Here is a 12,500-nt window from a genome sequence, read left to right on the forward strand (position 1 = left end):
GTATTAATTCAATCTTATTATACTACGTTATAAAAAAACTAAAATATGTGTTTGTACGATATCAACAACAACAGCAACTGGTTTCGTCCATTCAACGTGCGCAGATTGAAAGGTGTAAAAAAGAGAAACTGTTGGTGGATATCTAATAGCGAGTATTCCAATTTTTGTGATATTCTGGTAACGAAAGAACTATCCAATTGGCGGGGGAGCATTATGATCGATATGCATTGCCATCTGTTGCCTGGGGTGGATGACGGCGCTATGACGATGGAAGAATCGATTGAGATGGCAAGGATAGCGGCAGCGGATGGTATCACCGATATTGTGGCAACCCCGCATACGTATAACGGGTTGCATCAGATTTCGGGCGAAAAAATCCTGGAGTCTGTTAAACTGCTGCAGACAGAACTGGATGCGCGCAACATTTCAATACGCATTCATCCGGGCTCGGAAATCCACCTGCATAAGGATTTGCTTTTTCATCTGGAACAAAATCATTGTATGACCTATTGCAACGCCAAAAAGTACATTTTGCTGGAACTTCCCTCCCATGAAATTCCGGCAGAATTCGATCAACAGATAGATAAATTGAAAAAACTCAAACTTACCCCTATTATCGCCCACCCGGAAAGGAATATGGTGCTTCGAAAGCGGCCGGATATTTTGCAAAACTGGATTGAACACGGGGTCATTTCTCAATTGACAGCCCGCTCAATTACAGGTCAGTCTGGCGGCCTTATGCAAAGAACGGCTGTCGAATTTATTAAAAATCGGTTTGTTCATGTCATTGGTTCGGATGCGCATAATTGTTCAGGAAAAAGACCGGAATTGCGCAGCGCTTTTGAAAAACTGGCAGAATTGTTTTCCAAAAAGGAGACAGATCGCTTCCATTCTAATGCGATGGCGGTAATCAACGGGGAGAACATACAGGTTTAGGTGTTGGATTTGAATCTGCTGTCGCAATCTGTCGATAAGAAAAGCATCCCCTCGGTTTTGATTAAACCCCCTTCAGCATTAGATTCTTAAGGTTGTAATGGATGGTAATATTGCCATCCTTACTTATCTCAACCTTGGCCATCAGCACCGCCAATATACTACATGGCCCAAGTATAGAGCTGTTTGCGACAAAGAAGTTGGCAGTAAAAACAAAATACGTGTTGTAGGGACAGATTTACTTTTATACAATTAATTCAAAAATATTTGAATACTATGATATTTTGATAGTTATTCTTACCTAGGGAGGGATACAGTTTGAACGTTACGCAATCCTGGCAGCAGTTTGTGCTTAACAGAGAAACCCGCGTGAATGTTCGTAAGGAAATCTTGGATTCATGGCAAAGGTGCAGGCAGTTAGGTATTTCTCATGAATTGGATCAGGTTGCTTCTCACATCAGTAGTGATGAGTTCATCAAGAGACGTGAAAAAAACGAAGTTCTATTGGCGGCTGCTGTTCCAGTGATGGAAGAACTGTACAACCATTTAAAGGGTGGTGGTTACCTGCTCCTTCTCGCCGATGCGGATGGGTATTTGATCGAAATGATGGCGGATGCGAAGGCGCAGCAAATATGCGATCGTGGAGGCATTTCTCCCGGTGCAAGATGGATGGAGGATAATGTTGGGTCCACCGGACTTTCCATAGCCCTGAGGACTCGCACCGCTATGGCCACATCAGCCACGGAACATTTTTGTACCGCCTTTCGTATATGGGATTGCTCAGCCTGCCCAATATATGTAGATGGAGAATTTATGGGGGTGTTCGACGTATGTCGGGTGGGTCCGGGAAATGACATACGTGAACTGTTCACGTTAGCGGTCTCAGGAGCACGGGCTGTGGCAGAAAGATTACGTTATGAGAGAAACAGAATAAGGGAAGAGATATTATCCGAAATTCTCTTACATTCTTGGGATATCAATTTGCAGTCCACAGGCATTCTTTCCTTCGACAAATGGGGAAAGATTATACATAAGAATAAACTGGCTTCCGAGTTTATCCATCTGCTCCAGCAGGAAAATCAAAGATTAAACCCTTCTTCACAGACCAAGGAACATCACGTAATCTACCAAATGAAAAGCCATTCGGAAGAAACAGCGGAGATCTTCCTGCAAGGACAGAGATACCTGCTTGAATCTAAACAATTAACGAAACAGGATCAAAACTTGGCCACGGTTGTTTTGGTCACGCCCGAAACGCAAAAGAAAATCACCTATCCTGTGGCAAAACCTTCACAAGAAGAACAATCCGAAGTGCATGCTGCCTTTAAAACGAAGAATCCTCTCTTTAAGAAAACGTTGCATGTAGCTGCAAAAGCTGCCAGGAGTCAGGCATGCATTCTTATCCAAGGGGAAAGCGGCACGGGTAAAGATTTTATGGCCAGAGCGATACACCGCGAAAGCAGCAGGCGAAGTAAACCTTTTATTGCTCTAAACTGTGCCTCTTTGCCAAAAGAATTAATTGCTTCTGAACTTTTTGGTTATGCACCGGGAGCCTTTACCGGGGCCAAACAGCAGGGAAACCCCGGAAAAATTGAAGCAGCGAATGGAGGCACTTTGTTTTTGGATGAAATTGCAGACATGCCTCTCGAACTGCAGGCTGTGTTTCTTCGTGCTCTGGAGGAAAAACAAATCACGAGAGTAGGAAGCACAACTCCCATTCCTGTGGATGTACGTTTTGTCGCCGCTTCCCACAAGGATTTGTGGCTATTGGTAGAAAAAGGGGAGTTCCGGCAAGACCTGTTCTATCGTCTCAATGTATTTACTGTTCACATTCCCCCGTTACGAGAACGGCCGGAAGATTTGGAACTGTTGATTAATCAGATGCTTTCCGCATCTTGTGAACAAGCGTGGCGTAATATTATCACGTTTACTCCAGAAGCCATGGAACTCTTTCTACACTATGCATGGCCCGGTAACTTACGTGAGCTTCGGAATGTCATCGAGAGAATTACATACCTTCATGAACAGGATCAGTTTGATGCTCGTCATGTACAAGAGTTTTTGGATTTTGGTGAAACAGCCAAGATAAAAATGAGTGAACGGGAACGTATTGAATTGGCTTTAAAAATTGCCAATGGTAATCGTGTTCAAGCTGCCAGACAACTGAATATCTCACGAAGCGCTTTATATCGTAAATTGGAGAAATACAGTATGTAATGCCGATCTGGTAGATCGTTTTTAAAATAACGTAAATTATGTTATTGAGCGAAAGACTCAAGTCCATACTTCCAACGAAAAGGGATCGGATTTTCGTTTACTTCTTTAAGATAAAGCTCAATACGTTGCTTCAGTTCTTCTTTGGAGTGTACACGTATATGGCGTAAAACACTTCTGCTCATCTTCGAAAAAAAGGCCTCGATCACGTTGAGCCAAGAGGCGTGCTTGGGAGCGAACACAAATTCAAAGCGATTAGGCACGGTTTCCAAGTATGCTCGAGTTTCTTTGGAGGTGTGGGCAGAGTGGTTATCCAAGATAATTTGAATGCGAAGCCCAGGGTCATAATGACCATCCAGCTTCTTAAGAAAATCAACAAATCTTTACTGCGATGACGTTCTTCTACCGTGCCGATCACTTCGCCTGTCAGCAAGTCGATCCCTGCCAATACGCTCAACGTACCGTGGCGGACATACTCAGGGTCGCGATCGGTCGAAGCATGTTTACCCGGGACAGGAGGCAAATCTGGAGCCGTTGTGTAAATGGCTTGGATACCAGGCTTTTCATCATAAGATACCATCACATCATATACCGGCCTGAACGTATCATCTTCCAGAGCCCATTGGACTTGTTGATACACACAGAGCACTTGCGCCATCTTCGCATCAAAGTCCGGATCGCGCCGCTGTAAGTAATACGTGACTTTATGTGGGCGAATCTCTTGGCGGGAGAGAATTTGAGAGACCGTACCAACACCTATTTGTGCTACGCTAGGATGTCCTTGCTTCACCGCGTGTTCCCGAATATGACGGGTGAGTAACCGATATGTCCAAATCTCGCGGCAGGTCGGCCGGAGCGCTGAAGATCATCCAGCGCAGCTTTTACGCCCAATTGCGATGCCTTTTTAATACAGCGGTCTACCTTAGGTACGTTCGTGTGTAATTGAGCAGCCATCTTGGGCACACTCAGGCCCTCTGTATCAAGCAATATCATACGAGCACGTTCAGCGTGACAAACTTGGGCGGTGCGAGATTGACTGATTTGTCGAAGCATAGTCTGTTCTTCTTCTGAAAGTACAAGTACAGGTTTTTTATAGTAGGCGGCCATTGGTATCCTCTCCCGACTGGATCTCTATACCAAGGATATCGTATTCTGGCATAAACTTATAGTATTTTCAAAACGTTATACTAGTGTCGGTGTTCAGACAACTCATGTCCATTGAGTTGTCTTGTTTTTTAATGTCCGTTGTCCGGACACCGAATGTACCATGAAACAGATACGGTAGAATAAGGGTACATGAACAACATCATTACAACCTGAGAATACTGTTTTTTTTGATATTAACGAATATTTGATGGATTGGCATGTTTTTTGCTTTATCCAATAGACAAGTAGAGAACATCAACAACACGCTCTACTAACAAAATTTAAGGAGGAGATTTGATATGACAATTGCTGCAGATCAATGGTCTACTCATTTTAAAGAGACTAATGACACAAATGAAGAGCTGAACGCCCACGGAAAGTTTTTTACCTGCTCGTATCTGTTGGATATGGAGACAAAAAAGTTCCTAATTCAAACCCACGCGGGAAAAATTGAGAAAATTACCATTGACCCTGATCCTCTTGATCATTATCAATTTGCCATTCGTGCAAGCGCAGATACGTGGCGCAAGTTTTCTCAGCCCACTCCACCGCCGATGTATCATGGCATTTGGGCGGCAAGTTTTAAGCGTGATATGAAATTGGAAGGTGACCTGCTTGTTTTAATGCAAAATCTTCGCTGCATAACAACCCAATTGGAGCTTCTCCGTGTCGTCGGAGTTCCAGTTTAAACTAAAAACTTAAAGAGGAGGAAATAAACTATGCCAAAAGCTAAAATTTCACCTGTAACTGGTCGCTATGTCACAATCGAAGTCGATGGAGATGAGTATAAAGTATTTTATTTGGAAAACGGAACAGGACAACCAATTGTCTGTCAGCATACCGCAGGATGTCACAACCATCAATGGCGGGGGCTTCTTGAAGATGAAGAACTCACGCAAAACTATCGTATCATTGCCTATGACCTGCCACGCCACGGAAAATCCGATCCTCCGCTTAACCGCGAGTGGTGGAAGGAAGAGTATAAATTGACTGCTGATTTCTACACCAAATTTATCGTCACCCTTTGTGATGCACTCGAGTTGGAAAGACCCATTTTCATGGGATCATCTTTTGGGGGGAACGTAGCTCTTCAGCTTGCCCTACGCTACCCTGATCGCTTTGAAGCCGTCATTCCTGTAGAAGCTGCCGACTACTCTCCAGGGTTCTATCTTGACTGGTGGCATCATCCGCATGCTAATGCCGCTCAAGTGTGTGCAAGCGGGGTATGGGATTTAATGGCTCCACAATCACCAGATAAAGATCGGTGGGCAACGTGGTTTTATTACTCTCAAGGATCGGAAGCGTTTAAGGGTGATTTGTATTTCTACTCCGTTGATCATGACCTTCGTGGAAAGCTTGATCAAATTCAAGGCGACAAAGTCAAAGTTGTCATGCTCACAGGAGATTACGACTATCTCACCACCCCTGAAGATGGAAGGCGTACCGCAAGCCAAATTAAAAATGCCGAGTTTGTCGAAATGGTTGGCATCGGGCACTTCCCGATGAGTGAAAACCACGAAGTGTTCCGAAAGTACCTAAAACAAGCATTGGATATGATTCGCACGGCAAAGGCGTAAAAAAGAGGCCCACAAATAGCTTGATGTCCCATAAGAGCCATCACGACTTCCCATCGTGGATGGCTCTTTCTAATTTACGAGAATTAGTCTTGACTCAGACTTCATTTTTTCTTGAAGGAAATTGTTTTTTAAGAAGTCTGGTCGTCACCAGCTTCTCGTGGTATGATACTAAAAAACGATTATTTGTTTAATCCTATCAGAATACTAGGTTTTAATTGTGGACCTATGTGAGGTGAATATTGTTGCAACTTCAGGTTATGAACAGTCCATTTAATCAGGAGCAGATAGAACTCCTGAATCGCCTCCTGCCAACGCTTACGGAGACACAAAAGATATGGCTCAGCGGATATCTTTCCGCGCATGCAGCGGGATCTTTGCAAACGTCTGTATCTGCTCAGGCGCTGTCTCAGGCAGTCGCGGTGGCAACAGGCCCAACCCATCACGCCACAGCCTCCCGGGAGGTGACGGTGCTTTTCGGATCGCAGACCGGCAACAGCCAAGGCTTGGCCAAGGAGTTTTCCCGAAAGCTGGAAGAGCGAGGTTTTCAGGCAACACTCAGTTCCATGGGCGACTTCAAGCCTACGAATCTAAAGAATCTCCGAAACTTGTTGGTTGTGGTGAGCACCCACGGGGAAGGGGAGCCGCCGGACAGCGCCCTGCTTTTCTTTGAGTTCCTCCACAGCAAGAGAGCGCCTCGTTTGGAGGACCTGCGGTATTCCGTGCTCGCTTTGGGAGACAGCTCTTACGAGTTTTTCTGCAAAACCGGCAAGGATTTCGACAGACGTTTGGAGGAGTTGGGTGGTCAGCGTCTTTTCCCGCGTGTGGATTGTGACGTTGACTTCGATGAACCTGCGGCAGAGTGGTTTGAAGGCGTCTTGGGCGCCCTGAGTGGAACGCAAGAGGTTCCTTCTGTCGCAGCGGAAGCTAATACAGCGCTGCAAAAAGCACAGGCAACAGAGGCCGTTTATTCGAGGACTAACCCATTTTATGCGGAGGTCCTGGAGAATTTGAATCTTAACGGCCGTGGATCGAATCGGGAAACCCGGCACCTCGAAATATCCCTTGCAGGATCCAATTTGCAGTATGAACCGGGTGATTGTTTGGGCATTTACCCGCAAAACCCCCCTGAGCTCGTGGACAAACTGATTGGTGCCATGGGCTGGAATCCTGATGAGCCCGTTTTGGTGAATAAAAAGGGTGAAGAGTGTGCACTTCGGGAGGCGTTGCTCTCCCACTACGAGATCACGGTGTTGACAAAGCCCTTAATGGAGCAAACGGCCCAGCTGTCTTCAAGCGTCGGGCTGCGCGAGCTTTTGGAACCAGGACGGGAGCAGGAACTCAGAACCTATCTTAACGGCAGGGATCTGTTAGATCTGGTGCAGGATTTCTCACTGCGGGGGCTGCCTGCAGGCGAATTCGTACCGATCCTGCGGAAAATGCCGGCACGTCTCTACTCGATCGCCAGCAGTTCAAAGGCTAACCCGGACGAGGTGCACGTCACCATCCGAACCGTGCGTTACCATGCGCACGGACGAGAGCGGTATGGCGTCTGCTCCGTGTACTGCGCAGACCGTGTACAGCCGGGTGACACCTTGCCGGTTTACGTCCATCACAATCCGAATTTCAAACTTCCCTCCGATCCTGATACACCCGTGATTATGATCGGTCCGGGAACGGGTGTGGCCCCTTTTCGGGCCTTTCTGGCAGAGCGTGAGGAGATCGGTGCCAAAGGGAAAACGTGGTTGTTCTACGGGGATCAGCACTTCAGTACGGACTTCCTGTATCAGCTCGACTGGCAGAAGTGGCTTAAAGAGGGAGTCCTGACGCGGATGGATGTAGCTTTCTCCCGCGATACCTCTGAGAAGGTGTACGTGCAGCACCGCATGTTGGAGAAAAGCAAGGATCTCTTCCGGTGGTTGGAGGAAGGGGCCCATGTATATGTTTGCGGCGATGAGAAGCACATGGCACATGACGTTCACGCTGCGCTGGCCACGATTCTGGAACAAGAGGGCGGTATGAGCAGGGAAGAAGCTCTGGCCTATCTGTCTGACATGCAGCAGCAGAAGCGTTACCAGCGTGATGTGTACTAAGACATACATCAAGAACGAAAGCGAGGGAAGGGCATGGCACAAAATCCAATGGGTCTGTCTCAGGGGGCTCCCAGCGATGTGGAGCGTATCAAGCGCGAGAGTCGCTACCTGAGAGGGACGCTTTCAGAGTCGATAGAAGATCCAATCACCGGTTCCGTCCCCCATGACGACGAACGGTTGACGAAATTCCACGGGAGCTATATGCAGGATGACCGAGATTTGCGCAACGAACGCAAACGGCAGAAGTTAGAACCCGCCTACGGGTTCATGGTGCGTGTGCGGGCTCCTGGCGGTGTTGTTACGCCGGAACAGTGGCTGGTTCTGGACCGTCTGGCCCAAAACTATGGAGGCGGTACGCTGCGCCTGACCACTCGGCAGTCCTTCCAGTTCCACCGTATTCTCAAGTGGAATCTGAAGAAGACGATTCGCGAGGTAAACGATGCGCTGTTGACCACGTTGGCCGCCTGCGGCGATGTGAACCGCAATGTCATGTGTAATCCAAATCCGTACCAGTCGGAAGTTCATGAAGAGGTATACGAGTGGGCCAAGCGGCTTAGTGAACACCTCAAGCCGCAGACAACCGCCTATCATGAAATCTGGCTCGACGGGGAAAAAGTGGTAGACAGCCGGGAGGCTGCGGAAGAAGTGGAGCCCATTTACGGGCCTGTATATCTGCCGCGAAAATTCAAAATCGGAATTGCGGTCCCACCGACCAATGATGTGGATGTGTTTTCCCAGGATTTGGGCCTGATAGCCATTTATGAAGAAGGACGGCTGCTGGGATTCAACGTGGCGGTCGGAGGCGGTATGGGGATGACGTACGGAGATGAGAAGACGTATCCGCAAGTGGCCAGAGTGATTGGGTTCTGCCCGGCGGACCGGATTATTGACTTGGCCGAGAAGACGGTCATGATCCAACGGGATTATGGCGATCGCTCCGTCCGGAAGCACGCCCGGTTCAAATACACGATCGACGACCGTGGCATAGAGTGGTTTATGACCGAACTCCATGACAGGCTGGGGTGGAAGCTTGACGAAGCTCGGCCTTACCATTTTGAACGAAACGGTGACCGGTTTGGCTGGGTGAAGGGGAGTAACGACAGATGGCATCTCACCCTTTTTATCCAGAACGGAAGGATTGTGGATGGGGATACCCCTCTGATGACCGGCCTGCGCGAAATCGCCAAGATTCACTCTGGGGACTTTCGACTTACGCCGAACCAGAACCTCATCATCGCCAACGTTACCAGCCAGATAAAGCCTAAGATTGAAGAGCTGGTCAAGCAATACGGGCTTACCGACGGTCTGGAACATTCCGGGTTACGGAGGAATTCTATCGCCTGTGTGGCACTGCCCACCTGTGGGCTGGCGATGGCGGAAGCGGAACGCTACCTTCCCGCTCTGCTGGAGAAGATCGAGGTAATCCTGGATGAGGTCGGCCTTCGTCAAGAGGAAATCGTGATTCGTATGTCCGGATGCCCTAACGGATGCGCTCGGCCGGCTTTGGCTGAAATCGCGTTTACGGGAAAGGCGCCAGGCAAATATAATTTGTATCTGGGCGGCGGATTTGCCGGGCAGCGCTTGAACAAACTGTTCCGCGAAAACATCGGCGAAACAGAGATCCTGGAGACGCTGCGGCCGATCATCCATCACTATGCGCAGGAACGGCATGAAGGCGAACATTTCGGTGATTTTGTCATCCGTGCCGGATATGTCAAAGAAGTTCGCTCTGGATTGGACTACCATGAGTAAAGGTTGTCGCAATCTGTCGATAAAAAATACAATCAATAATATTGCTGTATTTGCATAAATGATGTAAAATACTTTTCAAACGATAGGAAAACCGTTTGGAAGGGGATTTGTGGGGATGCGGGGTAGCAATGCAATTTTGGCGGATCAATTGAAACTGCAAATTCTTTCCGAATGCAAACAGCAGTTGCAAACCAGAAGCCGGGGTACGTTAAAATTCTTTGTTCGCAACGGGCAGATTCAAAAGATTTTCCGCAAAAACGAACTTCGCCTGATCGGCGGCAGCCGGTTCGATTTGGCGGTTCCGGAAGCGGGAATGACCCCGGCAATGATCAAACAATTCCTCGCGTTGGTTGAAGACGCCCTGCAGCAATATGAACGGATCGATTATGGACACATTTCGATTACCTATCGATTGAATCCGGATGGATCGCAAATTGACGATATGGCGGTCGAATGGGAAGACGAAAAACATCTGAAAATCTTGTAGCCAAAAGTTGGCCGAATGCGAAGCACGCATTTTCCTGATGGGAAATGTGTGCTTTTTGTATTACAGGCGAAAGGCGGAACGGAAAGGACGGCGCTATAGTGATTACGGATCATGAAAAGCAAACCCATCTGCTGGTTGCTTCCCCGAGCACTTTGTTTCGGGAGGAGATCAAGCGCATTTTTGAAAAATCGGGTTATTCGACAGCGGACCTCATCGATTCACTTGGCGGTTTGACAGAGGCGTTGGATCGTCTGAATGAAAAGGGTGCGGCGGTAGAAGGCATCATTTTGGCAAGCGATCTGGCGTATACGGGCCCGGACAATAAATTGGAGAGTTTGGCCGACCAGCTGCGAATGATAAAATCACGTTTTCCTGCTGTGAGAATGCTCGTTTTAAGCAAGGAAACGGTCGGCCACCCGTTTCTCTCTGAGTTGGTTGAGATGGGAATCCGCCATATTTTGCTGCGTGGCACAAATCGCCAACCACTGCAGGCAGCCGATCTGATAACCGCCTATCGGCAGCCATTAACCGAATCGGAACTGGAGATTCTTCGTCATTTTGATCCAACCGTTCGCTGGCGAGAATCCGAACCGGAGCGCCCGCCTTTTCTTTCGTTTGGTCTGCACACTGCAAAGAACCGGCAGCAGGTGGAAGTTGCTGTTTCCCGGGATGAATCCAAAGAGAGCCCCGGCTGCAGTGTAGGCGCCGGTTCCGGCGGCGGCTCCAAATATCTGTCCGTTCCAGCCAGAATGATTTCGGTAATCAGCCTGCATCCGCAGGCGGGGGCCACTTTTTTGACAGATAATTTCTCCTTTTATTTAGCGGAGAATCAAATTCCAGTGGCGGTTATTGAATCATCGGCCGATCCGCCGATTTGGTACGATCTGTTGGATGGGGACGCGGGCGCCCCACACGGGTGGATTTCCTGGTTGGAACAGCTGCGGGACAAGGGGCATCTGCAAAAAGGAATCGAGTGGAAACGGGACGATGTGCATTGCTTCCCGCAGGGCAAGCATTCAACACCTGAGGCTTCGGCGGAGGAAGCGGTCAAATTGTTTTATTTCACCAAGCAGTTTCCGGTGCTGTTCGCAGATCTGTCAAACAACTGGGAGAGTCCGATGGCGGAAGAATCGATCCGGCAGTCGGATGAAATCTGGATTGTCATGACCGGTGATCCGATTCAGATGAACAATCGGCTTTCCCGCTTGATCCCCTTTATTGAGCGCTTAAATAGCCGTAAGAAAGCAGTGCTGATCGGCAACAAATGGGATTCTGCGTTGGACGAATACATAACGCCGGAGATCGTATCGGAGCGGACGGGAATTGAATTTGTCACAGCCATTCAGGATTTGTCGCACATTCCGCTAATGGCCCTTTGGGAAGGCAAGAAAACGATACAAACAGCTGTCGGTAAATCCATGTTACGAAGACCGTTTCAGATTTTGGCGAAACGGATTCTGCCGCCACTGGTTGTGGACGAATTCACTCGAAAAAATCAGCGTTTCCTGATTATCGGAAATTAACAAACGATGTGCGAGGAGGAGGTGTAAGGAATTTGAAAACGTGGCGTATCAGATTATGGAGTGGCTTCCAGCCGCGAAGTAAAAGAATTCTCTTTGCGTTTGTGGGGGCCGCCTTGTCCACCTGGATGTTGTACCTGACCGTTTCCCCTCCCGCCGTGAAAGAAACGGTTCAGGTGGTGGAAGCATCTGCCCCGATTGCCAAAAATCAAAAAATCACGCCTGCCTCACTTACTTTGGCACCAATTCCATCATCCAGCTATCAGTCATGGATGGTTCGCGATCCGGCGCAGCTCATCGGCAAGTATGCCGAGGTGGACATTTTTCCCGGGGAATGGGTACGGGCAGAGCGAGTAGCAGAGAAGCAGGCGGCCAATTTTCAACCGGATGAGAGAGTGATGAATCTGCCGGTACAATTGGCGAATCTTGGCGGCATGCCGAAACAGGGTGATGTTGTCGATGTGATCGCATATTTTCAGCCGCCGCAGAAGGGAGCCGGCATCGGCCACACGGAGCTGATTTTGCAGAATGTGTACATTCAATCGATGGTGACAAAAGAGGGAAAGCAGCCGCCGACTGAACAGCAATCGAAAGGGAAAGAAGATTTTGTGCCTGCGATTGTTTCCCTGAAGGTGACTGTGCAGGACAGCCTGCTCTTAAGCACGTTGATTGGCAGTCCGGATGTTGCCATCCGGTTGATAGGCAGACAGCCAAACAGCTCCAACGTGCAAATCAAATCACCCGTTGCGGACCAACTGCGGCGGACAGGAATGGAGTGAAC

Annotated in this window: 12 protein-coding genes; 9 read left to right on the forward strand and 3 right to left on the reverse strand. The window is 48.4% G+C overall.

Annotation, left to right across the window (positions count from 1 at the left end):
• The first annotated feature begins 213 nt into the window (after positions 1-213).
• Together skT53_RS16070 and skT53_RS16075 are read left to right on the forward strand one after the other, a co-directional pair.
• Complete coding sequence (locus skT53_RS16070) at positions 214-936, forward strand: tyrosine-protein phosphatase (RefSeq protein ID WP_200758806.1); 723 nt, start codon at positions 214-216, stop codon at positions 934-936.
• Positions 937-1,251: 315 nt separating this feature from the next.
• The gene (locus skT53_RS16075; RefSeq protein ID WP_200758807.1) at positions 1,252-3,150 is read left to right on the forward strand and encodes a sigma-54-dependent Fis family transcriptional regulator; all 1,899 of its coding nucleotides are present in this window, start codon (positions 1,252-1,254) and stop codon (positions 3,148-3,150) included.
• Between the two features lie 41 nt (positions 3,151-3,191).
• On the opposite strand, the gene skT53_RS18615 is transcribed toward skT53_RS16075, so the two are convergent.
• The 3 genes from skT53_RS18615 to skT53_RS18625 are packed head-to-tail and all read right to left on the reverse strand — an operon-like array spanning position 3,192 to position 4,254.
• Entirely contained in the window at positions 3,192-3,470 is a 279-nt protein-coding gene (locus tag skT53_RS18615) for a transposase (RefSeq protein WP_226375459.1), read from the reverse strand.
• Positions 3,353-3,937, reverse strand: coding sequence for a hypothetical protein (locus skT53_RS18620; protein ID WP_226375255.1), 585 nt, complete (start codon positions 3,935-3,937; stop codon positions 3,353-3,355). Before skT53_RS18620 ends, skT53_RS18615 begins: the two co-directional genes overlap by 118 nt.
• Positions 3,934-4,254 (reverse strand): COG3415 family protein, encoded by a 321-nt coding sequence (locus tag skT53_RS18625; RefSeq protein ID WP_226375256.1) that lies wholly within the window; start codon positions 4,252-4,254, stop codon positions 3,934-3,936. Before skT53_RS18625 ends, skT53_RS18620 begins: the two co-directional genes overlap by 4 nt.
• Positions 4,255-4,592: 338 nt before the next feature.
• Between skT53_RS18625 and skT53_RS16085 the strand changes: the two genes are divergently transcribed.
• The 7 genes from skT53_RS16085 (at position 4,593) to cpaB (ending at position 12,498) form a co-directional block, all read left to right on the forward strand.
• Complete coding sequence (locus tag skT53_RS16085) at positions 4,593-4,982, forward strand: hypothetical protein (RefSeq protein WP_200758808.1); 390 nt, start codon at positions 4,593-4,595, stop codon at positions 4,980-4,982.
• Between the two features lie 30 nt (positions 4,983-5,012).
• Entirely contained in the window at positions 5,013-5,870 is an 858-nt protein-coding gene (locus skT53_RS16090) for an alpha/beta fold hydrolase (RefSeq protein WP_200758809.1), read from the forward strand.
• Between the two features lie 242 nt (positions 5,871-6,112).
• Positions 6,113-7,960, forward strand: coding sequence for an assimilatory sulfite reductase (NADPH) flavoprotein subunit (locus skT53_RS16095; RefSeq protein ID WP_200758810.1), 1,848 nt, complete (start codon positions 6,113-6,115; stop codon positions 7,958-7,960).
• A gap of 33 nt (positions 7,961-7,993) precedes the next feature.
• A complete protein-coding gene (gene cysI, locus skT53_RS16100; RefSeq protein WP_200758811.1) occupies positions 7,994-9,712 on the forward strand; it encodes an assimilatory sulfite reductase (NADPH) hemoprotein subunit in 1,719 nt (572 codons plus the stop codon).
• A gap of 115 nt (positions 9,713-9,827) precedes the next feature.
• Entirely contained in the window at positions 9,828-10,199 is a 372-nt protein-coding gene (locus skT53_RS16105; protein ID WP_200758812.1) for a hypothetical protein, read from the forward strand.
• 98 nt (positions 10,200-10,297) lie between these two features.
• Entirely contained in the window at positions 10,298-11,722 is a 1,425-nt protein-coding gene (locus skT53_RS16110; RefSeq protein ID WP_200758813.1) for a P-loop NTPase family protein, read from the forward strand.
• A gap of 32 nt (positions 11,723-11,754) precedes the next feature.
• Positions 11,755-12,498: a Flp pilus assembly protein CpaB gene (cpaB, locus tag skT53_RS16115; RefSeq protein ID WP_200758814.1), complete on the forward strand. Its 744-nt coding sequence runs from the start codon at positions 11,755-11,757 to the stop codon at positions 12,496-12,498.
• Positions 12,499-12,500 lie beyond the last annotated feature (2 nt).

The organism is Effusibacillus dendaii, from assembly GCF_015097055.1.
Classification (GTDB): Bacteria; Bacillota; Bacilli; order Tumebacillales; family Effusibacillaceae; genus Effusibacillus; species Effusibacillus dendaii.

What these genes read in the sequence shown, in the direction of transcription:
- cysI (WP_200758811.1), top strand. Translation starts at nt 7,994, where the DNA reads ATGGCACAAAATCCAATGGGTCTGTCTCAGGGGGCTCCCAGCGATGTG.
- skT53_RS18625 (WP_226375256.1), bottom strand. Translation starts at nt 4,254, where the DNA reads ATGGCCGCCTACTATAAAAAACCTGTACTTGTACTTTCAGAAGAAGAA.
- skT53_RS16090 (WP_200758809.1), top strand. Translation starts at nt 5,013, where the DNA reads ATGCCAAAAGCTAAAATTTCACCTGTAACTGGTCGCTATGTCACAATC.
- skT53_RS16085 (WP_200758808.1), top strand. Translation starts at nt 4,593, where the DNA reads ATGACAATTGCTGCAGATCAATGGTCTACTCATTTTAAAGAGACTAAT.
- skT53_RS16105 (WP_200758812.1), top strand. Translation starts at nt 9,828, where the DNA reads ATGCGGGGTAGCAATGCAATTTTGGCGGATCAATTGAAACTGCAAATT.
- skT53_RS16070 (WP_200758806.1), top strand. Translation starts at nt 214, where the DNA reads ATGATCGATATGCATTGCCATCTGTTGCCTGGGGTGGATGACGGCGCT.